At 57.2% G+C, this 24,938-nt stretch carries 30 protein-coding genes; 11 read left to right on the top strand and 19 right to left on the bottom strand.

Annotated elements, in window-relative coordinates; all coding sequences use genetic code 11:
* The first annotated feature begins 66 nt into the window (after positions 1-66).
* The 5 genes from estP to CHB79_RS10975 all read left to right on the top strand — a co-directional run bounded on the left by estP (position 67) and on the right by CHB79_RS10975 (position 4,553).
* Positions 67-1,968: an esterase EstP gene (estP, locus tag CHB79_RS10995; RefSeq protein ID WP_281254631.1), complete on the top strand. Its 1,902-nt coding sequence runs from the start codon at positions 67-69 to the stop codon at positions 1,966-1,968.
* An 80-nt stretch (positions 1,969-2,048) separates the two neighbouring features.
* On the top strand, positions 2,049-3,056 hold the full coding sequence (locus CHB79_RS10990) for a class 1 fructose-bisphosphatase (RefSeq protein WP_089359882.1): 1,008 nt from the start codon (positions 2,049-2,051) through the stop codon (positions 3,054-3,056).
* 3 nt (positions 3,057-3,059) lie between these two features.
* Positions 3,060-3,662, top strand: a complete 603-nt coding sequence (locus CHB79_RS10985) for a DUF924 family protein (RefSeq protein WP_089359881.1) — start codon at positions 3,060-3,062, stop codon at positions 3,660-3,662.
* A gap of 65 nt (positions 3,663-3,727) precedes the next feature.
* Entirely contained in the window at positions 3,728-3,982 is a 255-nt protein-coding gene (bamE, locus tag CHB79_RS10980; protein ID WP_010488568.1) for an outer membrane protein assembly factor BamE domain-containing protein, read from the top strand.
* 7 nt (positions 3,983-3,989) lie between these two features.
* The gene (locus tag CHB79_RS10975; protein WP_089359880.1) at positions 3,990-4,553 is read left to right on the top strand and encodes a lipocalin family protein; all 564 of its coding nucleotides are present in this window, start codon (positions 3,990-3,992) and stop codon (positions 4,551-4,553) included.
* 37 nt (positions 4,554-4,590) lie between these two features.
* Here CHB79_RS10975 and CHB79_RS10970 read toward each other — a convergent pair whose 3' ends face one another.
* Positions 4,591-5,025 carry a hypothetical protein gene (locus CHB79_RS10970; protein ID WP_010488566.1) on the bottom strand — a complete coding sequence of 145 codons (435 nt, stop codon included), beginning with the start codon at positions 5,023-5,025 and terminating at the stop codon, positions 4,591-4,593.
* A 69-nt stretch (positions 5,026-5,094) separates the two neighbouring features.
* On the opposite strand from CHB79_RS10970, the gene pip reads away from it, so the two are divergent.
* Positions 5,095-6,066 (top strand): prolyl aminopeptidase, encoded by a 972-nt coding sequence (gene pip, locus CHB79_RS10965; protein WP_089359879.1) that lies wholly within the window; start codon positions 5,095-5,097, stop codon positions 6,064-6,066.
* Positions 6,063-6,500, top strand: coding sequence for a D-aminoacyl-tRNA deacylase (gene dtd, locus CHB79_RS10960; protein WP_089359878.1), 438 nt, complete (start codon positions 6,063-6,065; stop codon positions 6,498-6,500). Before pip ends, dtd begins: the two co-directional genes overlap by 4 nt.
* Before the next feature lie 118 nt (positions 6,501-6,618).
* On the opposite strand, the gene CHB79_RS10955 is transcribed toward dtd, so the two are convergent.
* Both CHB79_RS10955 and CHB79_RS10950 read right to left on the bottom strand, forming a co-directional pair.
* Positions 6,619-7,206, bottom strand: coding sequence for a 2-hydroxychromene-2-carboxylate isomerase (locus tag CHB79_RS10955; protein ID WP_089359877.1), 588 nt, complete (start codon positions 7,204-7,206; stop codon positions 6,619-6,621).
* Positions 7,207-7,238: 32 nt separating this feature from the next.
* Positions 7,239-7,970: an SDR family oxidoreductase gene (locus CHB79_RS10950; protein ID WP_089359876.1), complete on the bottom strand. Its 732-nt coding sequence runs from the start codon at positions 7,968-7,970 to the stop codon at positions 7,239-7,241.
* A 103-nt stretch (positions 7,971-8,073) separates the two neighbouring features.
* Between CHB79_RS10950 and CHB79_RS10945 the strand changes: the two genes are divergently transcribed.
* Positions 8,074-8,571, top strand: coding sequence for a winged helix-turn-helix transcriptional regulator (locus CHB79_RS10945; RefSeq protein WP_089359875.1), 498 nt, complete (start codon positions 8,074-8,076; stop codon positions 8,569-8,571).
* Between the two features lie 6 nt (positions 8,572-8,577).
* Here the strand turns inward: CHB79_RS10945 and CHB79_RS10940 are convergent, their stop codons facing one another.
* From CHB79_RS10940 to ubiE, 9 genes are all read right to left on the bottom strand, one after another.
* A complete protein-coding gene (locus tag CHB79_RS10940) occupies positions 8,578-9,285 on the bottom strand; it encodes a 16S rRNA (uracil(1498)-N(3))-methyltransferase (RefSeq protein ID WP_089359874.1) in 708 nt (235 codons plus the stop codon).
* On the bottom strand, positions 9,282-10,079 hold the full coding sequence (tatC, locus tag CHB79_RS10935; protein ID WP_089359873.1) for a twin-arginine translocase subunit TatC: 798 nt from the start codon (positions 10,077-10,079) through the stop codon (positions 9,282-9,284). Before tatC ends, CHB79_RS10940 begins: the two co-directional genes overlap by 4 nt.
* A complete protein-coding gene (tatB, locus tag CHB79_RS10930) occupies positions 10,076-10,522 on the bottom strand; it encodes a Sec-independent protein translocase protein TatB (protein ID WP_010488555.1) in 447 nt (148 codons plus the stop codon). Before tatB ends, tatC begins: the two co-directional genes overlap by 4 nt.
* Before the next feature lie 126 nt (positions 10,523-10,648).
* Positions 10,649-10,882, bottom strand: a complete 234-nt coding sequence (tatA, locus tag CHB79_RS10925; RefSeq protein ID WP_089359872.1) for a twin-arginine translocase TatA/TatE family subunit — start codon at positions 10,880-10,882, stop codon at positions 10,649-10,651.
* A gap of 26 nt (positions 10,883-10,908) precedes the next feature.
* A complete protein-coding gene (locus CHB79_RS10920) occupies positions 10,909-11,241 on the bottom strand; it encodes a phosphoribosyl-ATP diphosphatase (RefSeq protein ID WP_010488552.1) in 333 nt (110 codons plus the stop codon).
* Complete coding sequence (hisI, locus tag CHB79_RS10915; protein ID WP_010488551.1) at positions 11,234-11,635, bottom strand: phosphoribosyl-AMP cyclohydrolase; 402 nt, start codon at positions 11,633-11,635, stop codon at positions 11,234-11,236. Before hisI ends, CHB79_RS10920 begins: the two co-directional genes overlap by 8 nt.
* A gap of 62 nt (positions 11,636-11,697) precedes the next feature.
* A complete protein-coding gene (ubiB, locus tag CHB79_RS10910) occupies positions 11,698-13,287 on the bottom strand; it encodes a ubiquinone biosynthesis regulatory protein kinase UbiB (protein WP_089359871.1) in 1,590 nt (529 codons plus the stop codon).
* Positions 13,284-13,901, bottom strand: coding sequence for a ubiquinone biosynthesis accessory factor UbiJ (locus CHB79_RS10905; protein ID WP_010488549.1), 618 nt, complete (start codon positions 13,899-13,901; stop codon positions 13,284-13,286). The genes ubiB and CHB79_RS10905 overlap by 4 nt, the downstream gene beginning before the upstream one ends.
* Complete coding sequence (gene ubiE / locus CHB79_RS10900; RefSeq protein WP_089359870.1) at positions 13,901-14,671, bottom strand: bifunctional demethylmenaquinone methyltransferase/2-methoxy-6-polyprenyl-1,4-benzoquinol methylase UbiE; 771 nt, start codon at positions 14,669-14,671, stop codon at positions 13,901-13,903. The genes CHB79_RS10905 and ubiE overlap by 1 nt, the downstream gene beginning before the upstream one ends.
* Before the next feature lie 144 nt (positions 14,672-14,815).
* Here ubiE and CHB79_RS10895 point away from each other — a divergent pair, with 144 nt between their 5' ends.
* From CHB79_RS10895 to CHB79_RS10885, 3 genes are all read left to right on the top strand, one after another.
* Positions 14,816-15,094 carry a polyhydroxyalkanoic acid system family protein gene (locus CHB79_RS10895; protein ID WP_089359869.1) on the top strand — a complete coding sequence of 93 codons (279 nt, stop codon included), beginning with the start codon at positions 14,816-14,818 and terminating at the stop codon, positions 15,092-15,094.
* A gap of 173 nt (positions 15,095-15,267) precedes the next feature.
* A complete protein-coding gene (locus CHB79_RS10890; RefSeq protein WP_089359868.1) occupies positions 15,268-15,708 on the top strand; it encodes a phasin family protein in 441 nt (146 codons plus the stop codon).
* 10 nt (positions 15,709-15,718) lie between these two features.
* Positions 15,719-16,582, top strand: coding sequence for a phasin family protein (locus tag CHB79_RS10885; protein WP_089359867.1), 864 nt, complete (start codon positions 15,719-15,721; stop codon positions 16,580-16,582).
* A gap of 59 nt (positions 16,583-16,641) precedes the next feature.
* On the opposite strand, the gene CHB79_RS10880 is transcribed toward CHB79_RS10885, so the two are convergent.
* The 7 genes from CHB79_RS10880 to hslV form a co-directional block, all read right to left on the bottom strand.
* Positions 16,642-17,256, bottom strand: a complete 615-nt coding sequence (locus CHB79_RS10880; protein ID WP_089359866.1) for a TetR/AcrR family transcriptional regulator — start codon at positions 17,254-17,256, stop codon at positions 16,642-16,644.
* 127 nt (positions 17,257-17,383) lie between these two features.
* Positions 17,384-19,066, bottom strand: a complete 1,683-nt coding sequence (gene phaC, locus CHB79_RS10875) for a class II poly(R)-hydroxyalkanoic acid synthase (protein WP_089359865.1) — start codon at positions 19,064-19,066, stop codon at positions 17,384-17,386.
* A 278-nt stretch (positions 19,067-19,344) separates the two neighbouring features.
* Positions 19,345-20,202 (bottom strand): poly(3-hydroxyalkanoate) depolymerase, encoded by an 858-nt coding sequence (phaZ, locus tag CHB79_RS10870; protein ID WP_010488540.1) that lies wholly within the window; start codon positions 20,200-20,202, stop codon positions 19,345-19,347.
* Between the two features lie 256 nt (positions 20,203-20,458).
* Positions 20,459-22,138, bottom strand: coding sequence for a class II poly(R)-hydroxyalkanoic acid synthase (gene phaC, locus CHB79_RS10865; protein ID WP_010488539.1), 1,680 nt, complete (start codon positions 22,136-22,138; stop codon positions 20,459-20,461).
* A gap of 316 nt (positions 22,139-22,454) precedes the next feature.
* Complete coding sequence (locus tag CHB79_RS10860; RefSeq protein ID WP_010488537.1) at positions 22,455-22,829, bottom strand: gamma-butyrobetaine hydroxylase family protein; 375 nt, start codon at positions 22,827-22,829, stop codon at positions 22,455-22,457.
* A gap of 195 nt (positions 22,830-23,024) precedes the next feature.
* The gene (hslU, locus tag CHB79_RS10855) at positions 23,025-24,365 is read right to left on the bottom strand and encodes an ATP-dependent protease ATPase subunit HslU (RefSeq protein ID WP_010488535.1); all 1,341 of its coding nucleotides are present in this window, start codon (positions 24,363-24,365) and stop codon (positions 23,025-23,027) included.
* Positions 24,366-24,397: 32 nt separating this feature from the next.
* Positions 24,398-24,931, bottom strand: coding sequence for an ATP-dependent protease subunit HslV (gene hslV / locus CHB79_RS10850; RefSeq protein ID WP_089359864.1), 534 nt, complete (start codon positions 24,929-24,931; stop codon positions 24,398-24,400).
* Positions 24,932-24,938 lie beyond the last annotated feature (7 nt).

Raw genomic sequence — 24,938 nt, 5'->3', positions numbered from 1 at the left:
CAAGCGCAAAACTGGCTAGATTTGAGCTGTTGGTACTGCCTATAACAATAAAATAAGGACGACCCAGTGAAACGTACCCTAACTCCGCTCGCCTTGGCGTGCATGCTTGCCAGCTATTCGACTTTTTCCAGTGCTGGTCCCTTCAGTAGCCTGATTGTCTTTGGCGATAGCCTAAGTGACGCCGGACAGTTTGCCGATGCAGACGGTCCCGCTGGTGCAACGCGCCGCTTTACCAACCGGGTCGGTCCGACCTATCAGAATGGCAGCGGTGAAATCTACGGTTCAACCTCACCCATGCTGCTCGGTGAGGCGCTTGGATTGGGGCCGCAAGCGCCTTCGACTTCGCAGGTATATGCCGACCAGGGCTTGCCTGATGGCAATAACTGGGCAGTCGGCGGTTACCGCACTGATCAAATCTACGACTCAATCACCCAGGCCGGTGGTTCGGTTGCAGGTACGCGCACGCGCGATGGCTACCTGGTCGATCTGGCAAATCGTGGTTTGAGTCTCGACCGCGATGCGCTGTTCTACGTCAATGGCGGCGGTAACGACTTCCTGCAAGGCACCATCTTCAGCTCGGGCCCGCAAGCGGCGGCAACGCAACTGGCCGATAGCGTGCGCGCGCTGCAGGGTGCGGGTGCTCGCTACATCATGGTCTCGCTGCTGCCGGATGTCGGTACCACACCCGCAATTTCAGGCACTGCCTTAGCGCCGACCATTACCTCGATTGGCCGAGATTTCAATACTGAGCTGGTTAGCCAGTTGTCGCAGATCGATGCGCAAATCATTCCGCTCAACGTTCCGGTACTGTTCAGTGAAGTGCTTGAAAATGCGGCGGCTTTTGGCTTTGACACCACGCAAAACCTGACCGGCAGCTGCTTTGCCGATTGCGGCGACGTGAACGCGACCTGGGGCATCAATAGTGCGACGCCGGACCCAAGCAAGCTGATTTATAACGACAGCGTGCACCCGACCACCGCCGTGCAAGAGATTTTCGCCGATTACGCCTACTCGCTGCTGGCGGCGCCTTGGGAAGCCAGCCTGTTGCCTGAAATGGCCCATGGCACCTTGCGCGCGCATCAGGACCAACTGCGTAACCAGTATGTTGCCGATTGGGAATCCTGGCAGCCTGTTGGCCAATGGCGAGCAATAGTATCGGGCGCCGGTCAGCACTTGGACTTTGACAGCCAGGCCGCATCGCCAAGTGGTGATGGCGATGGCTACAGCCTCAATGTGGGTGGTAGCTATCGTGTCGATGACAGCTGGCGCTTTGGCGTGGTGATGGGGCTATACGAGCAAAACCTTGAAGTCGGCAGTGCGGACTCAGACTACGACATGCGTAGCTATCTGGGCAGCGCATTCGCCCAGTATCAACACAATCGCTGGTGGGCGGATGCGTCCGTGACTGCTGGCTATCTTGACTACCATGACCTCAAACGCAAGCTCGAGCTCGGTCGGGTCACCCGCTCGGAGAAAGGCGATACTGATGGCACCTTGTGGGCATTTTCCGGGCGGGTTGGCTACGACATCGCGCAACCTGGCAGCGAATGGCACCTGAGCCCGTTTGTCAGCGCCGACTACGCGAAAGTCGAGGTCGATGGCTACGATGAACGCGGTGCAAGTTCAACGGCCCTCAATTTCGGTGATCAGGATCGCACCTCGAAGCGCCTTGGTATTGGTATGCAAGGGCGTTGGGCTATCACCCAGGCCACTCAGGTTTTCGCCGAAGTCGCCCATGAAACCGAATACGATGACGACAGCACCGACGTTCGGGTTTCGCTCAATAGCCTGCCGGGCATTGACTACAAGCTGGATGGCTACACCCCGGATGACAACCTCGACCGCGCCAGTCTCGGCTTTAGCCAGCAACTGGCTAGCGACCTTGCATTGCGTGGGGTTTACAGCTTGAGTAAGAGTGACGACAACAAGCAGCAAGGTGTTGCGCTGTCGCTGGCCTGGGACTGGTAAGTACCGATGGGCGGCAGCACAAGACGCTGGCGCCCATAACCGGTTAAACTGCGCGCGATTTCTTATCTCCGGAGCCTCACATGTCCCGCGTTACCCTGAGTCGCTATCTGATCGAGCAAACCCGCAGCCACAACACCCCGGCTGATCTTCGCTTCCTGATTGAAGTTGTTGCACGGGCCTGTAAGGCGATCAGCCATCAAGTGTCCAAGGGTGCGCTTGGCGGCGTGCTAGGCAGCATGGAAACCGAGAACGTCCAGGGTGAAGTGCAAAAGAAGCTCGATGTTATTTCCAACGAGATTCTGCTTGAAGCCAACGAGTGGGGCGGACACCTGGCTGGCATGGCGTCGGAAGAAATGGACAACGCCTACCAGATCCCGGGTCGTTACCCAAAAGGCGCATACCTGCTGGTCTTTGACCCGCTTGATGGCAGCTCGAATATCGATGTAAACGTTTCTGTGGGAACCATTTTCTCGGTTCTGCGTTGTCCTGACCGCAAGGGTGACGAAGGTGATTTGGGCGAAGACGCCTTCCTTCAGCCTGGCACCGAGCAGGTTGCCGCCGGTTATGCAATCTACGGTCCGCAGACCATGTTGATGCTGACGCTGGGTAACGGCGTCAAAGGCTTCACCCTGGACCGCGAGCTGGGTAGCTTTGTGCTGACCCACGACAATATCAAAGTGCCTGAAACGACCCAGGAATTTGCTATCAACATGTCCAACCAGCGCCACTGGGAAGAGCCGGTCAAGCGCTACGTGGGCGAATTGCTGGCCGGTGAAGAAGGCCCGCTGAAGAAGAACTACAACATGCGCTGGATCGCCGCCATGGTGGCCGACGTGCATCGTATTCTCACCCGTGGTGGCTTGTTCATGTATCCGCGTGATGGCCGTGAACCCGAAAAGCCAGGCAAGCTGCGCTTGATGTACGAAGCGAACCCGATGTCCTTCATCATCGAGCAGGCTGGCGGTGCTTCGACCAACGGCGAACAGCGCATCATGGATATCCAGCCGACTTCTTTGCACCAGCGTGTCGCGGTGTACCTGGGTTCCAAGGAAGAAGTCGAGCGCGTTACCTCTTACCATAAGAAGTAAGCCGTGAATCAGCCTTGGCACGAATTGCTTGAGTGGTGGTTTGGTCCATCGACAATTGCTGTCGAGGCTGCTGGAGCACGCTCCAAGCTCTGGTTTGGCAAGCGTGACAGCCAGGATGCCGAGGCGCGCGAGCGCTTCGGTGGCTGGGTCGAGCAGGCGTTGGCGGGGCAATTGCTTGAGTGGCGCGAGCATCCTGAGGGCTGGCTCGCACTGACGCTCTTGCTCGATCAGTTGCCACGCATGATCTACCGTGATGATCCACGTGGCTACAGCGGCGATGCCTTGGCCCAGCAGTATGTTCAAGCAGGAGTCGCGCAAGGCCTCGACCTGCAACTGGCACCTATCCAGCGGGTGTTTATCTATTTGGTGCTGGAACACGCCGAAGACCTGCGCCTGCAGGATCAGGCGGTTGCTGCCTTCGTCGGGCTTTTTGACCAGGCCCCACAGGCTGAACAAGCACTGTTTGCGGACTACCTGGATTACGCCGAGCGCCATCATCGAATTATCGCGCGCTTTCAACGCTTCCCGCATCGCAACAAGGTTCTAGGTCGTCCCTCGACTGAACAAGAACAGTTATTTTTGCAGGAACCCGGCTCGGGTTTCTGACGTCCTATGCGGCAGATGATGGACTATGCCAAGCTAGATTAACTAATAAACAGGGAGCTTTAGTTATGTCGCTGCGTAATTTCGCGTTGCTATGTTTTTGTGTTGTGCTGGCTGCATGCAGCAAAGTCACACAGGAAAACTATTCCAAACTCAAAACCGGAATGACTAAAGCCGAGGTGGAAGCATTGCTCGGTGATCCAACTGATTGCGCGGGCGCCATGGGGCTGTCGAGCTGTACCTGGGGCGATAAAAAGCAATTTATCAGCGTTCAATACGCCGGCGACAAAGTCATGATGTTTTCGGGTGAAGGCCTGAACTGAGGAAACTATGAAACGCATTCTTTTAGGGGTATGCGCGGCTGCAATGCTGGCTGGCTGCGCCAATTCCGGCACCGGAGCCGTGCCGCCAAGAACGGTAGACAAGGTTGACCTGGAACGTTACCAGGGCACTTGGTACGAACAGGCACGCTTGCCGATGTTCTTCCAGCGCAACTGTAAGCAGTCCGAGGCGCATTACGCGCTGCAGGCTGACGGCAGCATCAGCGTGGTCAACAAGTGCCGGGACGCTGAAGGAAAATGGCAGGAGGCCGTGGGCCAGGCAGTGCCCCAGGTCGAGGGCAAGACCGACAAGCTCTGGGTGAGCTTCGACAACTGGTTCAGCGATCTGTTGCCCGGTGTGGCCAAGGGTGATTACTGGGTGCTGTACCTGGATGACGACTACCAGCATGCGCTGGTCGGCAGCCCTAACCACAAGTACCTGTGGGTGCTGTCGCGTAGCACTGAGTTAAACCCGGAGCAGCGCGCTAAATTGCTTGAAGTAGCCCATGACCGCGGTTATGACACCGAAAACCTGATCTGGCGTACGCCGGACGCAGAAATGCCTAAGCAATAACCGGATGCGCCCGGCATTCAATGCACTGCCGGGCGTATTATTGCCAGCCGAGCCGTGCGAGCTTCCAGGTATCATCTTCAAGCCACCACTCAAGCTTGACCGAATAGTGCCGGGCGCTATCGGGGATCAGGCCCTCCCCTCCGGTGAGGGCAACCTGGGCATCGGTATAGGCTTTGCTGTTGTAGGTTGAGTCGATTCGACTGTCTTTACTCAAGGCGATGATGTTGACCTTTTTGTAACCTAAGAACATTAAGGTCATGGTGCGCCTGGCCCAATCAGAGTCAAACTGCTGCTGCGCTGCGAAGTCCGGGTGCAACTGTTCGAGCACCGCGTTGGTCTTTTTCGCTTCAAGGTTGTCCTGGAGTTGCTGTACCGCTCTGTCTAGTGCAGCCTGTGGAGATTCCTTGGCACCGCAGCCGCAGAGTAGGGTGAAACTCATCAATAGCGTCAAGGCGATTGGTTTTACAGGCATACTCGAATCCTACTCCATGGTGGCCGGCACAATGCGCGACACTGTATAAAAAAATTAAAGGAGCTGACCATGCAAAGCTTGTATCCGGAGATTAAGCCCTACGCCCGCCATGAGCTGGCAGTGGAGGCGCCGCATGTGCTTTATGTGGACGAAAGCGGATCGCCGGATGGTTTGCCCGTGGTGTTTATCCATGGCGGCCCTGGGGCTGGCTGTGATGCGCTGAGCAGGCGTTTTTTTGATCCGAACCTGTATCGCATTGTCACTTTTGACCAGCGCGGTTGCGGGCGCTCGACCCCCCATGCAAGCGTTGAGAACAACACCACCCAGGATCTGGTCGCAGACCTCGAGACCATTCGCCAGCACCTGGGGATCGACAAGTGGGTGGTGTTCGGCGGCTCCTGGGGCTCGACCCTTGGCCTGGCCTACGCCCAGGCGCATCCCGAACGGGTCCACGGCTTGATCTTGCGCGGGATATTCCTCTGTCGGCCACAAGAACTGCAGTGGTTTTATCAAGAAGGTGCCAGCCGCCTGTTTCCTGATTACTGGCAAGACTACATTGCGCCGATTCCGCAGGAAGAGCGTGGCGACCTTATGCGCGCGTTTCACAAGCGCCTGACCGGAAGCGACCAGATTGCCCAGATGCATGCCGCCAAGGCATGGTCTACCTGGGAGGGGCGCACCGCGACACTTCGACCCAATCCGCAGGTGGTTGACCGCTTTTCTGATTCGCACCGGGCCTTGTCCATTGCGCGAATCGAGAGCCATTACTTTGTCAACAATGGTTTCCTTGAACCTGACCAGCTCATTCGCGACATGCACAAGATTGCCCATCTGCCCGGCATTATCGTGCACGGCCGCTATGATGTGATCTGTCCGCTGGACAATGCCTGGGAGCTGCATCAGAACTGGCCAAACAGTGAACTGCAGATTATTCGCGATGCTGGCCATGCGGCGGCTGAAGTCGGCATTACCGATGCCCTGGTGCGTGCAGCGGATCAAATCGCCCGGCGTATCCTCAATTTGGCGCCGGATGAAGCATGAAGGCACTGATCCAGCGCGTGAGCAGCGCGCAAGTCACAGTTGAAAGCGAAGTGGTTGGTGCGATTGAACAAGGTTTGCTGGCGCTTGTCGGCGTCGAGCCGCACGATACCCCGGCCAGTGTCAGCAAGATGTTGCACAAGCTGCTCAAGTACCGCGTGTTCAGTGATGCCGACGGCAAGATGAACTGTTCATTGAGCGATGTAGCTGGCGGCTTGTTGCTGGTGTCGCAGTTCACTTTGGCGGCGGATACCAAAAGCGGGCTGCGGCCAAGCTTCTCGACGGCCGCACCACCTGCACTGGCCACTGAGTTGTTTGACTTGCTGGTGCAGCAAGCGCGCAGTCAGCACCCGGTTGTTGCCACGGGCCGTTTTGCCGCGGACATGCAGGTACAGTTGACCAACGATGGACCCGTAACCTTCCTGCTCGAGACCTGAGTGATAGCGACTCGGGTATCACAGCGCATAGCTTGTCCAACGAATACCCAAAAGACTGCCCTGCTTGCGGGTGTAAAAGCGCTGCGTTGCCCAGCCTCGAGCAACGCTGTTTAAGCGGCTAGCGGGCCAGCGCCTCGGCGACAAAGTCGAGGCGATCCTGGCCGAAGTGCAGTTCGCCGTCGACAAAAAAGCTTGGCGCCCCAAATACACCGCGCCCGATGGCTTCCTCGGTATTGGCTTTCAAGCGTTCCTTGACCGTCTCGTCCGCGACCAGTCGCACGAATTCTTCGGGCTCGAAGCCAGCGGCTGTAAGCACCTGTGCAACCTGCTGTGGGTCGGCCAGGTTCTTGCCGTCTACCCACATCGCCTGGAATATGGTTCTGACAAACAACTCGAAGCGCTCGTCATCGAGATATCCGGCTGCGCCGCGCATCAAGGTCAGGGTGTTGATCGGGAAGTTTGGGTTGAACCGCAAGGGCACCTTGTAGCGTTTGGCGAAGCGATCAAGGTCATGCAGCATGTAACGACCCTTGGCTGGGACTTGCACGGGAGAGCTGTTGCCAGTGGCTTTGAATACGCCGCCCAGCAACATGGGGCGCCAGTTGATTTGTGCGCCCGCATTGGCTGCAATCTTTGGCAATTGGGTCCAAGCCAGGTAGCTGGCTGGGCTGCCGAAATCAAAGAAAAACTCGACCTGTTTGCTCATTGGGTAACTCCTGGTATTTAGGGCGCGCGGCTTTAAAAGGTTTCCATCCAGGGACGCAGGTCCAGCTCATGGGTCCAGCTGTCGCGCGGCTGGCAATGCAATTGCCAGTAGCTGTCGGCGATGTGTTCCGGATTGAGAATACCGTCTTGTTCTTTCTGGGCGTAACGCTCCGGGAAGTTGTCGCGGATAAAGGCAGTGTCGATGGCGCCGTCGATGATCGGGTGGGCCACATGGATGCCCTGCGGGCCTAGTTCGCGGGCCATGCTTTGGGCCAGTGCGCGCAAGGCAAACTTGGCCCCGGCAAAGGCGCTAAAACCTTTGCCGCCGCGCAGTGACGCCGTTGCGCCAGTAAAGATGATGGTGCCCTGGCCGCGTGGCAGCATCACTTTGGCAGCTTCGCGGCCGGTGAGGAAACCGGCCAGCGTCGCCATTTCCCACACCTTGCGGTATACCCGCTCGGTGGTTTCGGTGATGGAGAAGTTCACGTTGGCGCCAATATTGAAGATCACCGCATGCAAGGGACCGACTTCACGCTCAATGGTGGCGAACATCTCAATCACCTGTTCTTCAATACGGGCGTCACAACCAAAGGCCCGGGCGCTGCCGCCAGCTTGTTCAATGCTATCGACCAGGGGCTTCAGTTTTTCCGCGTTGCGCCGGGCTACGCAGGCAACAAAACCCTCACGGGCAAACCGTTTGGCGATCTCGCCACCGGTTGCGTCACCCGCGCCTACTACTAAGACTGCTTTGCGTTGAGTTGTCATGGCTGCTCCGATTGTAGGTTCTTTTTTGGAACTAATATGAATAGTCAGTTCCATTTTGGAACCTGTCAAGCTATTCTTGTCCGGGAATTTGTGGAGGCGGCCTATGCGCTGGGAAGAACTTGATCAACAGCCTTGTTCCTTGGCGCGTACCTTATCGGTGGTCGGCGATCGCTGGACATTGCTGGTACTGCGCGAGTGTTTCATGGGGATTCGCCGGTTCGATGACTTCGAACAGCGCCTCGGCGTGACCCGGCACCTGTTGTCTGATCGCTTGAAGAAGCTGGTCGAGGCGCAGGTGTTGAGCAAGCAGGCCTATCAACAGCGACCTGTTCGCGAGGAGTATCGCCTCACCGCCAAGGGGCGCGATCTGTATCCAGCAATCATGGCGCTGGTGCATTGGGGGGATGTGCATATGAGCGAGGCGGGCGAGGCGCCAATTCGCCATCGTCATGTGACATGCGGCGAGCAGATGCACGGGCTAATGGTTTGTTCTCACTGTGCCGAGCCATTGGTGCCGCAAGAGGTGCAATTAGAGGAGTCGCCACAGTATCGCGGCAAGCTGCTGCCTGCGCATTGGTCGGTGCGTGCGCTTGGCGATTAAGCGTTGTTAAAAGAGGCGGGCGAGCAGGGCGGTAACCGCCGTTTCGACGCGCAGGATACGATCGCCGAGTTGAACCGGATCTAGACCGGCTTGCTGCAGTTTTTCCACTTCATAAGGAATCCAGCCGCCTTCCGGACCGATGGCGAGTGTCACCGGGCGCTCCACTGCACGAGGGCAAGATGGATAGTCTCCAGGGTGAGCGATCAGGCCCAGGCTATCGCCAACCATCTGCCCCAGATGATCTTCAACGAAGGGCTTGAAGCGTTTTTCGATACTGATCTCAGGCAGTACCGTATCGCGAGCCTGTTCCAGCCCCAGGATCAGTTGCTCACGAATGGCCTCTGGTTGCAGGAAGGGAGTCTGCCAGAAGCTTTTTTCAACCCGGTAGCTGTTGAGCAGCACCACGCGGGCAACGCCCATTGAGCTGATGCTTTGCAGAACGCGACGGAGCATTTTCGGGCGGGGCAGTGCCAGCAGCAAGGTTAGCGGTAGTTTGGCTGGCGGTGCTTGATCAAGCTCGAAGCGAATATGCGCCTGCTGTGCGTCCATGTGCAGGATCTGAGCGTTGCCCATTAGTCCGTTGATGCGACCGACACGCAGGCTGTCTCCGGCCTCTGCGCGATGCACGTCCTGCATGTGCTTTAGGCGCCGTCCACTGAGTATGGCTTGGTCGGCGCTAATGCAATCGCTGTCTTCGAGCAGCAGCAGGTTCACGGTTTGGTAGCAGGCGGCTGATCGGTTTTATCGTCGGCTTCAGCTGTCTCGGCTTCCTGTTCTTCGCGGCGCTTGACCATGGCCCCGCAGAGCAGGCCTGCTTCAAACAGCATCCACATAGGCACGGCGAGCAGGGTTTGCGAGAAAATATCGGGTGGTGTCAGCACCATGCCAATGGCAAAGCAGCCGACCACGACATAGGGGCGACCTTTGCGCAGGGTCTGCACGTCCACGATACCGACCCAGATCAGCAGGAAGGTGGCCACCGGAATCTCGAAGGCTACGCCGAAGGCGAAGAACAAGGTCAATACAAAGTCGAGGTATTGGCCGATGTCCGTCATCATCTCGACCCCTTCCGGGGTGACGCTGGCGAAGAAGCCGAACATGATCGGGAAGACCACGAAGTAGGCGAACGCCATGCCGCCGTAGAACAGCAGGATGCTGGAGATCAGCAGGGGCACGGCAATGCGCTTTTCGTGCTTGTACAGGCCAGGTGCGATAAAGCCCCAGATCTGATGCAGGATCACCGGAATCGCCAGGAACAGCGCCACCATCATGGTCAGCTTGAAGGGCGTCAGGAACGGCGACGCCACGCCTGTCGCGATCATTGTCGCGCCCGCTGGCAAATAGGTGCGAAGTGGCGCCGCTACCAGCGCGTAGATGTCTTGCGAGAAGTAAAACAGCCCGGCAAACAGGACAAATATGGCCAACACACAACGCAACAGGCGAGTGCGCAGTTCGGTCAGGTGCGAGACGAGCGGCATTTCGTCGTCGTGTTCAGGTAAACGGCTCATGGTTGTCGGGTTTTATCCTGGCTGGCAGCGGTGCTGGGCTCTGGGGCTGGCGTTGTTGCAGCAGGTGCCGTTTCGTCTGGCGAGTTTGCAGCGGGCGACTCACCAAATGGGGCTTGGGCCACGTTGTCTGGCTCTACGCCTGGTACTGCTGGCGGCGTTGCTGCTGCCGGTTTTTCTGCGCTTTTGCCTGGGGCGAGAATGTCGTTGCGCATTGACTTCATTTCGCGCTCAAGGTCGAGAATCTGCTCGTTGTGCAATTGGCGACGAATTTCATCTGCGCCAATCTCACGCTCGACATCAGCCTTGATCGCGTTGAAGCTACGTTTAATCCGGCCAATCCATAAGCCCGCTGTCCGTACTGCGCCCGGCAAGCGCTCAGGACCGAGCACCACGAGCGCCACAAGCCCGCACAAAAGCAGTTCAGTGAAACCGATATCAAACATGAGGCCGACTCTTTGGACCTGTACAACAGGACCTGCTGAAAACGGGTAAACAGCCAGCAAGTGCTACGCGTTGAGCGAGCGTAGCATCAGGCGGCCATTTGGCTGAAGCGAGCGTCTGGCGCTGGCCTAGTCTTTCTTTGCCGGGTCTTCGACCTTGCGCGCCTGGGCGTCAAAGGTCTGGCCTTTTTCGTCTTCGACTGGCGGCTTGTCTGCGTCTTCGTTACCCATCGACTTGCGGAAACCCTTGATCGCGTCGCCGAGGTCGGAACCGACACCTTTCAAACGCTTGGTGCCAAATAACATGATCACGATCAGCAGGATGATCAAAAGCTGCCAAATGCTAATTCCACCGAAACCCATGATGTGTTCTCCGATTTAAATAAGGTTCAGGACTCAGGACGTGCAGCTTTTTCTGCATGCCCGGACAGTCCAAAGCGTCGATCCAGCTCGTCCAGCACGGCTTGGGGATGTTGCCCAAGGGCGGCCAGCATAACCATGCTGTGAAACCACAGGTCGGCTGTTTCATAAATCACGTTGCTGCAATCACCACTGGTTGCAGCATCCTTCGCGGCGATGATGGTTTCAACCGATTCTTCACCGACTTTCTCCAGAATCTTGTTCAAGCCCTTATGATACAGGCTTGCCACGTAGGAGGAATCTGCCGCTGCGCCTTTGCGTGCTTCAAGTACTTCAGCCAGGCGGGTCAGGGTATCAGTCATGGCTGTGTCCTTCGGCATATATTGCTTTTGGGTCCTTGATCACCGCGTCTACTGTTTTCCAGGCGCCGTTTTCGAAGACGCGATAGAAGCAGCTTTCACGTCCGGTGTGGCAAGCGATTCCACCCAGTTGCTCGACTTTGAGAATGATCACGTCGGCGTCGCAATCCAGGCGCAGTTCATGGAGCTTTTGCACATGTCCGGATTCTTCGCCTTTGCGCCACAGCTTGCCGCGCGAGCGCGACCAGTAGATTGCGCGGTTTTCACTGGCCGTCAACGCCAGTGCATCCCGGTTCATCCACGCCATCATCAGCACACGGCCAGTTTGGTGGTCCTGGGCAATTGCTGGAACCAAGCCATCGCTGTCCCAGTTTATTTCATCAAGCCAATCGTTCATTACGGGTTCCGCCCAGTTCGGGCTCTTCGAGTCTCTAGTTTGCCAGTACGGCTCGGGTGTGGCTATCGGCGCAGTACCAGATAAATGCCCGCGACGAGCATTGTCCAGCTCGGCCAGGCCATTAGTTCAAGCGATAGCCCCTGGCTGACCGCACCTGCGATCAAGGCTCCGCCGAGCAGGCGAGCCGGCCAGATAGAATAACTTTGCTCAACGGTCTTGACCGTTAGCTGCTGCTGATTGAGCTTTTCCAGGGTGTCGCGGGCAATTTGCGACAGATGCGGCACCTGCTCGGCCTGCTGCTGCAGGTTGCGTAGCAAATGCAGCGGGCTGATACGCTCGCGCATCCAGCGTTCCAGAAATGGCTGGGCTGTGCTCCACAGGTCAAGATCGGGATAAAGCTGGCGGCCCAGGCCTTCAATATTGAGCAAGGTCTTTTGCAGCAGCACCAACTGCGGCTGGACCTCCATATTGAAGCGTCGCGCTGTCTGGAACAGGCGCATCAGCAATTGGCCGAAGGAGATATCCTTGAGTGGACGCTCGAAGATAGGCTCGCAGACAGTACGAATCGCTGCCTCGAAATCATTGACCTTGGTTTGCGCTGGCACCCAGCCGGAGTCGATGTGCAATTGGGCGACGCGGCGGTAGTCGCGCTTGAAGAATGCCAGCAGGTTACGCGCCAGATAATCCTGATCCTCTGGCGTCAGGCTGCCGATGATGCCGCAATCGATGGCAATGTACTTCGGGTTCCAGGGTTGGCTGGTGCTGACGAAGATATTGCCGGGGTGCATGTCGGCGTGGAAAAAGCTGTGGTCGAAGACCTGGGTAAAGAAAATCTCGACGCCGCGCTCGGCCAGCAACTTCATGTCGGTGCGCTGATCCGCCAGGGTCGCAAGGTCAGTTACCGGAATGCCGTAGATGCGCTCCATGACCAGCACTTTAGGGCGGCAATAATCCCAGTAGATTTGCGGTACGTAGAGCAGTGGCGAGCCTTCGAAGTTGCGCCGCAGCTGACTGGCATTGGCCGCTTCGCGTAGCAGGTCCAGTTCGTCGTAAATGGTCTTCTCGTAGTCGCTTACCACTTCGACAGGTCGCAGGCGCCGGGCATCTGCCGAGGCTTTTTCAGCAACCTTGGCGATGATGAACAGCCAGGCGATATCCTGGCGAATTACCGGCTTGAGGCCGGGGCGGATGACCTTGATCACCACTTCTTCGCCAGTTTTCAGCCGGGCTGCATGAACCTGGGCAACCGACGCGGAGGCCAGAGGTTGTGGATCAAAACGGGCAAAGGTGTCCGCGACCTTGGCGCCGAGCTGCTCTTCGATAAGCGCCAGTGAGTGGGCAGGATCGAACGGCGGCACCTGATCTTGCAGCTTGCTCAGCTCATCGGCGACGTCGAGCGGCATTAAATCGCGGCGGGTTGAGAGCAGTTGGCCAAACTTGATGAAAATTGGCCCGAGTTCTTCAAGGGCCAGGCGCAATCGTTCGCCGCGACTCAGGCCCAGGTCCTGGCGCGGCAGCCAGCGCCACGGCAGGGCATAGCTGAGGATGCGCAGCCACAGCGGCAACGGCAAGGCAAAGAGTAAGTCATCCAGTTGATAGCGGATGATTACACGCAGGATTCGGAACAAGCGACGTGCGGCGAGCAGCTTCATTCGTTGGGCTTATTACGTTGGGCGAGACGTTCGATGCGTGCATCGAGACGGTCGAGGGCTAACTTCAGGTCATCCAGTTCGGCGAAGCGCGCATTGGCTTCACGCTGGCCAACCAAGGTGCGTGACTCCTCGCTGAGATAGTCGGCGAGGTTCAAGCGCAAGGTGTCGAGTGTTTGGGTAGTCCAGTTGACGCGGCTGCGCAGGTGGCTGCCGAGCAATTGGCTGCCGACCGGACCCAGCCAGCGCGACAGTTCGTATTCCCAGTCCAGCTCCAGGTCCTGGAGTACGGCGGCAAGGTCGAGCAATACGGCGCTGTCACCCTCAAGCTCGACATCCGGGCTGTGCAGCACTGCAGTCTTGTCGCGGCTGGTGGCCAGGCGAATCAAGCTGGATGCGGGGGCGCGCAGGCGGCAGTCAACCTCGCCTTCCCAGCGTGCGGCGAGCATCAGGCCTTCGCCATCGGGCATGATAAACAGGCTCGTTGCCGGCGACTGGCAGTCCACGGCAATCACCTTGCCTGCCAAATGCTCAAGGCGTGGCAAGGCTGTGCTGTCCAGTTTCAACACCTGGTTGAGGCCGGTTTCAACCCCGGCCAGTAGCCCGCTCAGCAGCATCAGGGCTTGATACCCCGGTGCAGTGCGACGATACCGCCCGTCATGTTGTGGTAGGTGGTGCGCTCAAAACCCGCATCGACCATCATCGCCTTGAGCGTGTCCTGATCGGGATGCATGCGGATTGACTCGGCCAGATAGCGGTAGCTTTCTGAGTCATTGGTGATCAGCTTGCCCATCAGCGGCATGACGGTGAACGAGTAGCGGTCGTAAATTTTCGACAGCAGGGCGCTAGATGGCTTGGAAAACTCAAGAATCAGCAGGCGCCCGCCGGGCTTGAGTACCCGCAGCATGGAGCGGATTGCATCTTCTTTGTGGGTCACGTTGCGCAGGCCAAAGGCGATGGTCACGCAGTCAAAGTGATTGTCCGGGAATGGCAGCTTTTCAGCATCTGCCTGGACAAACTGGACGTTATTGGCAACTCCGCGATCAAGCAGGCGGTCGCGGCCGACCTTGAGCATGGAGTCATTGATGTCAGCCAGCACCACTTCGCCGGTAGGCCCCACCAGGCGTGAGAACTGGCGAGTGAGGTCGCCAGTGCCGCCGGCGATGTCGAGCACCTTGTTACCGACCCGAACACCGGACAGTTCAATGGTGAAACGCTTCCACAGACGGTGCATACCGCCGGAAAGCAGGTCATTCATGACATCGTATTTTGCAGCCACCGAGTGGAACACTTCTGCGACTTTTTCAGCTTTTTGGCTTTCCGGTACGTCTTTAAAGCCAAAGTGTGTGGTCGGTTCGCTGTCGCTGTTCTTGCGCGGATCGTTCATGTTGCGCTCACTTGAATCATAGTGGGCTACATTCTAAACCTGCGACGAGGCTTATGTCTTGGCATGCGCTGCATGGCCGCGAGCAGAGCGACCAACAGGCCTGCTATAGTCTGGCCAAACAAGGTCGCAGCCCCGAGGAATCCAATGGCCAAAATTGACATTCAACGCCCCCATTCACTGGGCCGTGAAGCCGCCCGCGAGAAAGCTGAGTATCTGGCACAGCGCCTGGCCAACGAGTATGGCGTGCGTTATCAGTGGCAGGATGATGTGCTTGAGTTCAAGCGCAGCGGCGCGGATGGTCGAATTGAGGTGGGCGAGGATCAGGTTCGTGTTCAGCTAAACCTTGGGTTAATGCTTTCGGCATTGAGCGGGACTATCAAGCGTGAGATCGAGCAGGTCCTGGATAAGCACCTCAAGGCATAGCACCCGCTGGCTAGCGCTTTTTACCGGGTTGGTCCGGCAGGTCCATTTAGGTGGCGCGGCAAAAACATCGCATTTTTCGTGCTTAGTATGTGGTTTCTAATTTTCATCGATATGGTGTGTCTCAAGCCTGCACTTTGTGGGCGTTTCCTCTTAATTTCTGAGTGAGGTGCACCATGTCCAAAGTTGCTATCAAAAAGAAAGTTGTGGTCGAAGACAAAGCCTCAGTGCTGAGCGACGCCAAAGTCTATGCGCGGAAAATCTGGCTGGCAGGTTTGGGCGCATATGCCAAAGCCGGTCAGGAAGGCGCCGAGTACCTCAAGGACCTGATCAAGGCCGGCGAGACCGTTGAGCAAAAAGGCAAGAAAATCGTTGATCAACAAGTCGATGCGGCCAATAGCCAGATCGACAGCGCCAAGAGCAGCGTGCGCAGTAATGTCAGCAGCGTCAAAGGCAAAGTCGAATTGCAACTCGACAAAATCGAGAAGGCATTCGACACTCGTGTTGCCTCTGCTCTGAACCGTATTGGTATTCCGTCGAAGCAGGATATCGATGTTCTCTCTGCTAAGCTGGATGAGTTGAGTGCATTGCTTGATCACGTCTCGCGTACCAAATAAGGAGAGTCGGATGGCTGTTAAGAAGAAAGTCGAAAAAGAAGCTAGTTCGTGGATCGGCGGCGTAGAAAAATATTCACGCCAAATTTGGCTTGCCGGTTTGGGCGCCTACTCCAAAGTCAGCAAGGATGGCACCAAGCTGTTCGATACGCTGGTCAAGGATGGCGAGAAAGCTGAGAAGCAAGCCAAGGCTGAAGTTGATAAACAGGTTGGCGCAGCTAAATCATCGGTTGACGCACGCGTGGGCTCTGCCAGGTCGCGAGTCGAAGAAGTACGTGGCAAGGCAATCGGCAAGTGGGGCGAGCTCGAAGAAGCTTTTGACAAGCGTTTGAACAATGCGATTTCGCGTCTTGGTGTTCCAAGCCGCAACGAAGTCAAAGCGCTGAACGCCAAAGTTGAAAGCCTGACCAAACAAATCGAGAAGCTCACTGGCGTCTCGGTAAAGTCAGTCAAGCCGGCCCCTAAAGCTGCAGCCAAGCCAGCACCGAAGGCGGCGGCCAAGCCTGCGGCCAAGCCAGCAGCGAAAAAGCCGGTGGCCAAGGCCGCGGCTAAACCAGCCGCCAAGCCTGCCGCAAAACCAGCAGCAAAAGCCGCGCCCAAGGCCGCAGCCAAGCCTGCCGCCAAACCCGCAGCTAAACCTGCATCCAAGGCGGCTGTAAAACCAGCGGTGAAAACTGCGGCCAAGCCAGCTGCCAAACCGGCGGCAAAGAAACCGGCAGTGCGCAAGCCAGCGGCTAAACCTGCAGCCAAGCCCGCTGTGGCCAAGCCTGCCGCTTCAGCCACGCCAGCGGCCCCGGCTACACCGTCTACACCGGCTGCACCAGCAGCTACACCAACGGCAACGCCAGTAACGCCAGTAACGCCTACCCAGTCGTAAGCGTTTGGCGGTAAAACAAAAAGCCCGGCATCAGTGCCGGGCTTTTTGTTTTCTGTGAATTAGCTTTCGAGGTAGCGTTGAGCCAGATGCTCGGCGGCAAAGCGCGATTCGGCGCTCAGGTGTGGCGCGACCAGCATCATGACCTGATAAACCACCAAGCGGCTTTCGCCTTCACTGCCAATAATGCGCTGATAGTCGAGCGAGAACAGCAGCGTCAGGGTTATCTGCTCAACGAGCTGGCCAAGTGACTGGGTATCACTAAGCAGCTGGTTTTCGGCCTTGAGCCGCGCCAGCAGAGCAGCCAGTGTACGCTTTAGCGCATTCAACCAGTGGCGCATGCCCCGGGCAATCTTGGGCAGGCGCCCAGTCAGGTTCGACAGGTCCTGAAAGAGAAAGCGGTAGTGGGCCATTCGTTCGGCAATCAGGTGCAGGAACAGCCAGTAATCTTCAACATCCAGGTGCGCGTCTTCAGGCGGGTCGAGCAAGGGCGCAAGCTCGGCTTGAAAACGCTCAAACAGTCCAGTGATCAAGGGCTCCTTGCCATGGAAGTGGTAATAGAGATTGCCCGGGCTGATGCCCAGCTCGTTGGCAATTTCAAGGGTTGAGACGTTAGGCTCACCCTCCTGATTGAACAACATCAGGGCACATTCGAGAATCCGTTCACGAGTTTTCATGCTGATTTCTTATGGTTGATGCTCATGGCTTGAAGATAACCGTGCCACGGGATTTGGAACAGTAGCGAATTGTGTCCGCGCTGTATTGGCAAGCGTTTAGCGCCTGCAATGCCGGCAATTGATGGGCTTAGCGCACATGCACATAGTTACCGGGCGCATCAGTCAGCTGCGGATGGTTTTGGTCGCCGATGGCCATGATGGTTTCGCGTTCAGTGCCCGAGCGTGCCTGGATCCATTCCAGCCATTGCGGCCACCAACTGCCTTGCTGATTCTTCGCGTCGTGGTACCAGGCGCGTGGGTCAGAGGTGAGCTTGGGATTTTCGAAGAAGTTGGCCTTGGGGTTGCCCGGTGGGTTGAGAATACTTTGAATATGCCCGCTGTTGGACAAGATAAAGCGCCGGTTGCCGCCCAGGAGCAGGGTTGAGCGATAGACCGCATCCCAGGGTGTGATGTGGTCATTGATCCCAGCGATGTTGAAACTGTCGACATTGACCTTCTGCATGTCTATCGGCGTGCCGCAAATTTCCAGGGCGCCAGCACGGGTCAGGGGGTTGTACTTGAAAAACTCGATCAGGTCGCCATGCAACGCTGCCGGCAGGCGCGTGTTGTCGTTATTCCAGTACAGGATGTCGAATGCTGGCGGTAGCTTGCCCATCAGGTAGTTGTTGACCCAGTAGTTCCAGATCAAGTCGTTGGGCCGCATCCAGGCAAACACCTTGGCCATATCGCGCCCATCGAGCACGCCTTGTTGATAGGAGCGCCGCTTGGCGGCTTCAAGTGTTTTCTCGTCGGCGAATAACATGGCCGGGCTTTCGATCTGGCTGTCGAGCAGGCTGACCATGTAGGTCGCGCTAGAAACTTTGCGCAGTTGTCGCTTGGCCTGCAGGTGGCCTTGTAGGGCTGCAATGGTCAGTCCGCCAGCACAGGCACCGAGCAGGTTGACGTCTTTGCTGCCGGTAATGGCGCGGCAGGTGTCGAGCGCCTCTTCAAGGGCTTGTACATAGCTGGAAAGGCCCCATTCGCGATGCTGCGGGTCTGGGTTGCGCCAACTGACAACAAAGGTTTGCAGGTTGTTTTTCAGGGCGTACTGGATAAAGCTTTTCTCGGGCGAGAGGTCGAAAATGTAGTACTTGTTGATTTGCGGCGGCACGATCAATAGCGGTTTGGCGTATTGCTTTTCGCTCATCGGCTTGTATTGGATCAGTTCCAGCATTTCATTGCGAAACACCACCGAGCCGGGTGTTGTCGCCAGGTTCCTGCCGACCTCGAATGCATGCTTGCTGACCTGGCTGGGCATGCCGCCGTTGTTCAGCAGGTCATCCAGCAAGTGGTTAAGCCCCTTGAATACGCTGCTGCCGCCACTGTTGAAAAGTTCTTTCAAGGCCAGTGGATTGAGCAGGCTGTTGGACGGTGACAGCGCATCGCTCAACAGCGACGAAACAAAACGCGCGCGCGTGCGGTCATCGGCTGACAAGGTGCTTTCATCTATCCAGCTGTTGAGCTGTTTTTGCCATGCCAGATAGGCTTGCAGGCTGCGACGGTAGAAGGGATTGTGATGCCAGGTCGGATCGCTGAAGCGACTGTCTTGCGGGTTGACCTTGTGCGGAGTGTCGCCCACCAGCACGCGGCCTAGTTGACTGCCAAAAGCCAGCAGGTGCTTGGCGCTGTGCACCGGCTGCTTGAGTCCCTGTAGCGCCAGGACGCGGAATGTGGAAATGACATCGCGCCCGCGAAGGCCGGAAATGGCGTTTTGAGCATTCATGGCTCTTGCTGAACGTGGCAAGACGCTTTTGTTAATTTTATCAGGCATGAAATAACACTCCGTCGTTATTACGCTGCGAATCCTTGTATGCATCTCCTTGGCGATCTACAGCGTCAAGCAAAAGGCGAATGCATACCAGGGTGCCAGGACTCGTTGTTTTGTTTGAGCAGCAAGGCTTGTACCAATGTAGGCAAAGCTGCGTTGCAGAGCCTGCGGGGCTTTGAGGCTGAAAATGCCGAGCCCTTAAATGAGTCAACTATAGGGGGCAAGCACTACAAGAGTGCGACAGTCAGATGACGGCGCACTCTGCAGACGGTCCGATACGGCTAGTGGGCCGAGGCGGCAACGGGAACTGGGTGCATGACCGCCCGTTGGCGTTCTTCATCGAGGAACTTCATGATCAGTGGCGCAACCGTTTCAGCCCGGGTTACGAGAAACAGATGGCCGTCATCGATCACATGCAGTTCAGCATTGGGAATACGCCAGGCCAGCATGCGCATGTTGATCAAGGGGATGATCGGGTCGTCATCGCCGGCCAGCACCAAGGTGGGTTGGTGAATCTTGTGCAGCCAATGGATGCTGGTCCAGCCAAGCCCTGCGAACAGCTGCCAGTAGTAGCCGACTTTACCGGATGAGCGCACTTTACTGGCATGGGCCATGGCCAGCTTTGGATCACGACGGAAGGCACCGCCATAGATGGTTGGCGCGATTTGCACCCCATAGGACGGCTGGATATAGCGCCGCGGGCTGGCCATACGCAGCAAGACCTTGGGTTTTCCCGGAACCATAAATGCACCGGCTGAGGTTGCCGCCAATACCAGCTTTTTACAGCGTTCAGGGTAGTCGTAAGCGAATTGCTGGGCCAGTGCTCCGCCCCAGGATACGCCGATTACATTGACCTGGCCGTAGTCGAGGTAGTCGAGCATCCGCGCCGCGAGCTTGGCCAACCCGGGGAAACGATACGGCGTACTGGGCGTGGATGAGCCGCCCACCCCGGGCACATCGAAGGCAATGACTTCAAGCTCGGGGTCGAGTGCTTTAACGAACGGCATGACCAGCTCAAGGTTGGCGCCTATGCCATTGAAGATCAGCAGCGGCGCTATCTTGCTGTTTCCGGGCCGAACCGCAGTCCGGATTGTCTGGCCATCCAGCTCGATGGTGCGAAATACAAATGGTAGCGACATACGCATAACCCTATCAGTTAAACCGTTGGAGTGGACGGTCCCGGCTATAGCCACCAGAGAATCCTGTTCCGCTGAGTTTCAGCGAGCAGCGCTTGGTAGCGCTGCAGGCATGGGTGCGCAGTGCGCAATTAGGCAACCATTGAAAAACTACTGCGCTCGATAATGTGAAGGAGGTTGCGTTCGCCCTTCGGCTACTCCCGCTGGCCGTTGCACCTTGCTCTATCGTCGCGCGCTACATTCTCCAGAGTTCCCAGTGTTAACGTTCGTGTACATAAGTGCCCGGTGCGGCTTCACCGGCCGGGTATTTCTTATTTCCAAGCTGGGCTTTCGCCGGTTTGGTTTCACCTGAGCGCTGCGCGAGCCACTGTTGCCAGTGCAGCCACCAGGAGTCGGTGTGCTTGGTAGCGCTTGCCTGCCAGTCTTTGGCGTCATCGGGCATTTCGCTATTGGTCATGTAGCGTGACTTTGGGTTGCCCGGCGGATTGAGAATGCTCTGGATATGACCGCTGTTGGACAGAACAAACTCACATTCGCCACCAAATAACTTGGCTGACTTGTAGCAGGATTCCCAAGGCGTGATGTGGTCGGTATTGCCCGCGACGCAGAACAGATCGCTTTTAACCTGCTTAAGGTCGATCGGGGTGCCGCAGACTTCCAGCGCGCCCGAGCGTGTCAATGGGTTGGTCACGAACATGTCAATGAACTCGCCATGCAAGGCCGCCGGCAAGCGCGTGGTGTCGTTGTTCCAGTACAGGATATCGAAAACAGGTGGCTCGTTACCCAACAGATAGTTGTTGACCCAGTAATTCCAGATCAGGTCATTGGGTCGCATCCAGGCAAATACCTTGGCCATGTCGCTGCCTTCGAGCACGCCCGCTTGATAGGAACGGCGCTTGGCCGCTTCAAGGGTTTTCTCATCGGCAAACAGTGCGACCTGGGTATCCATCTGGGTATCGAGCACACTCACCAGCAGGGTCAATGCATGGACTTTCTGCTCGCCCAGCGCAGCGTAATGGCCAAGCAAGGATGTTGTGGTCAAGCCGCCGGAACAGGCGCCGAGCATGTTGACATCTTTGCTGCCGGTGATGGCGCAGACCACATCAATTGCCTCTTTAAGGGCTTCGATGTAAGTGCTCAGGCCCCACTCGCGCTGGGCTTTGGTCGGGTTGCGCCAACTGACGACAAAGGTCTGTATGCTGCTGCGCAGGAGAAAGCGGGCGACGCTTTTTTCCGCCGACAAGTCGAATACATAGAATTTGTTGATCTGCGGTGGCACCACCAGCAGTGGCCGCTGGTGCACTTGCTCGGTGACCGGGGCGTACTGAATCAGTTCGAGCAGGTCATTGCGAAAGACCACGGCGCCTTCGGTGGTCGCCAGGTTCTTGCCAACCTCGAAGGCCGACATATTGACCTGGCTTGGCATGCCGCCGTTGTTGACGAGGTCCTTGGCAAGGTGGGAGAGACCGTCGAGCAGGCTTTTGCCGCCCGTTTCAAAGAACCGCTTGACCGCCATAGGGTTGGCCAGGGAGTTGCTTGGCGCCATGGCTTCGGTCATGAGGTTGACCACGAAATGGCCACGGCTGGCGTCCTGGGGTGACAAGGTGCTTTCGTCGATCCACTGGTGCAGTTCCTTGCGCCAGGCCAAGTAGGTTTGCAGGTAGCGTCGATAGAGCGGGTTCTGGCTCCAGGCCGGGTCACTGAAGCGCCGGTCAGTCGGGTCAACCTCCAGGTCAGACTGGCCAAACATGACGTTCTTGAGCTCAAGGCCAAAATGAGCGGCGTGCTTGGCACTGTGCAAAGGTTGTTTCAGCGCGAGGGACAGAACCATCCGCGCCGTTGTGAGCAGGTCTTTGCCACGGATCCCAACAACGGGATTAAGGCCTAGGGTGTGTTCTGAAGCTTGTTGCTTCAGAGCATCATTATTTTTATCAGCCATTTGACGCTCCATTGTCCAGAGACAGCTACCGCAAATGCATTATGCGCATGGACATAATGCAAGGCTCGGTATGACTCGGGTTACCCTGTGTAATTAATATCACTACTGCATGCATCCGGAGCACCAGATGCAGGTAACTTGCCAGTTACTTGGTTACCCGAGTTTTTAACTTTACGCAAGGCGTGCGCAGTTTCTGCTTGGCAGCAGTATGCCTTCAGATATTAGAAAATGCGTTCTAACTGTGCGCCTGGTCTTGATCGCGAGCGCTGAAATGGCCGCTTTGGTGCGCGTCTTTCTGCGCGGCGGACTGCGGTTGTTACTGCATGAGCCGGACAATTGACTCGTTGGGATCGCGCGACTTTCCGGCGGCTCGCAGTTCGGCAAGGTAGTCTGCCCAGAGCTGTTCCTGACGAGTGGCTAGCTGGTACAGGTAGTCCCAGCTGTACAGGCCGCTGTCATGGCCGTCGTCGAAGCACAGTTTTAGTGCGTAATTGCCAGCGGGTTCGATGCGACTCAAGCCAACGTTGATCTTGCCGGTTTGCAGTATTGGGTTGCCATGGCCCTGGACCTCGGCAGAGGGGGAGTGCACGCGCAAGAACTCGGCGGACAAGGTATAGCTGTCCTCGGCGTATTTCAGCGTCAGGGTCTTTGAAGCTTTATGCAGTTCGATTGCGCTGGGGATCTTCGCCATGGAGAGTGCTTACGCCGTGCTGATGAATAAAAACAGTCGTTGGTCTTGCGTAGGGTGTGGCAACGCGAAGCTTGCCCACCATTGTGCATACACCAAAACTTTCAATAGTTAGCAAATAGCTTAGCTGTCTGAAGGTGCGATGGTGGATGACAAAAGCGTCATCCACCCTACGCTACGCCAAAGGCAAGCGCTCGACTAGAGAATGTAGCGCGACAGGTCTTCGTCTTCAGCCAGGTCACCCAGGTGGCTGTTGACGTAGGCTGCGTCGATCTGGATCGGCTTGCCAGTGTGTTCGGCTGCCAGGTCGCCAGCGCTGAAGGATACTTCCTCGAGCAGGCGTTCAAGCAGGGTGTGCAGGCGTCGCGCACCGATGTTCTCGGTCTTTTCGTTGACCTGCCAGGCAATCTCGGCGATGCGCTTGATGCCGTCACCGAGAAACTCTATACCCAGCCCTTCGGTGTTGAGCAGCGCTGCATATTGCTCGGTGAGCGAGGCGTGGGGCTCGGTGAGGATGCGCTCGAAATCTTCCGGGCTCAGGGCCTTGAGTTCGACCCGGATCGGCAGGCGGCCCTGCAGTTCCGGCACCAGGTCGCTTGGCTTGCTGAGATGGAAGGCGCCAGAGGCAATAAACAGGATATGGTCGGTCTTGACCATGCCCAGCTTGGTATTGACTGTGCAGCCTTCGATCAGTGGCAGCAGGTCGCGCTGGACACCTTCGCGCGATACATCGGCGCCGCCGGTGTTACCGCGCTTGGCGACCTTGTCGATTTCGTCGATAAAGACAATGCCGTGCTGCTCAACGGCTTCCAGGGCACGGGTCTTGAGTTCTTCCTCATTGACCAGGCGCGCAGCTTCCTCGTCGCGGACCATCTTCAGGGCGTCCTTGACCTTGAGCTTGCGGCTCTTGGTCTTGCCCTTGCCCATGTTCGAGAACAGGTTTTGCAGCTGGCTGGTCATTTCTTCCATGCCCGGCGGGGTCATGATTTCAATACCGGCTGGGCTGTCGGCGACTTCGATTTCGATTTCCTTGTCATCCAGCTCGCCTTCACGCAAGCGCTTGCGGAACAGCTGGCGGGTGTTGGAGTCGGTGCTCGGCGCTGCTTCTTCCTGGAAGCCAGTGCGTGCAGGCGGCAAGAGGGCGTCGAGGATGCGATCTTCCGCGGCATCTTCGGCGCGGTGACGCACGCGGATGATTTCTTGCTCGCGGAGCATTTTCAGTGCCGCATCGGCCAGGTCGCGAATGATCGACTCGACATCGCGGCCGACATAACCGACCTCGGTGAATTTGGTCGCTTCAACCTTGAGGAAAGGCGCATTGGCAAGCTTGGCAAGACGTCGGGCGATTTCGGTTTTACCGACCCCTGTCGGGCCAATCATCAGGATGTTCTTGGGGGTGACTTCCGCGCGCAATTCGGCGGGCAGCTGCATGCGTCTCCAGCGATTGCGCAGGGCAATCGCGACGGCACGCTTGGCATCATCCTGGCCAATGATGTGACGGTTGAGTTCGTGGACAATTTCACGGGGTGTCATGGACATGGGTAATAGGCTCCAAACGGCGCTCAGGCGGGTTAAACCGCCGAGTCCAGTTCCTCGATAGTCAGATTCTGATTGGTGAACACACAAATAGAAGCGGCAATGTTGAGGGCGCTTTCAGCCACTTCGCGCGCCGACATATCTTCGGTATTTTGCAGCAGGGCGATTGCCGCGGCCTGGGCGAATCCGCCGCCAGAGCCCATGGCGATCAAGCCGTGTTCAGGTTCAACCACATCGCCATTGCCGGTGATGATCAGCGATGCGTCCTTGTTGGCGACCGCGAGCATGGCCTCGAGGCGGCTCAGTGAACGGTCGGTTCGCCAGTCCTTTGCCAGCTCGACAGCGGCACGGATCAAATGCCCCTGATGTTTTTCCAGCTTGCCTTCAAAACGTTCAAACAAGGTGAAGGCGTCTGCAGTTGCGCCTGCGAAACCTGCAAGGACCTGGCCGTGGTAAAGGCGGCGAACTTTTTTCGCGTTGCCTTTCATCACGGTATTACCCAAGGAAACCTGGCCGTCGCCGCCCATGACGACTTTGCCGTGGCGGCGCACTGATACGATTGTGGTCAAGGGGAGA

Source organism: Pseudomonas segetis, assembly GCF_900188155.1.
GTDB lineage: Bacteria > Pseudomonadota > Gammaproteobacteria > Pseudomonadales > Pseudomonadaceae > Aquipseudomonas > Aquipseudomonas segetis.
Note: the sequence above shows the minus strand (reverse complement) of the source record. Positions and strands in the feature narration are given on the sequence as shown.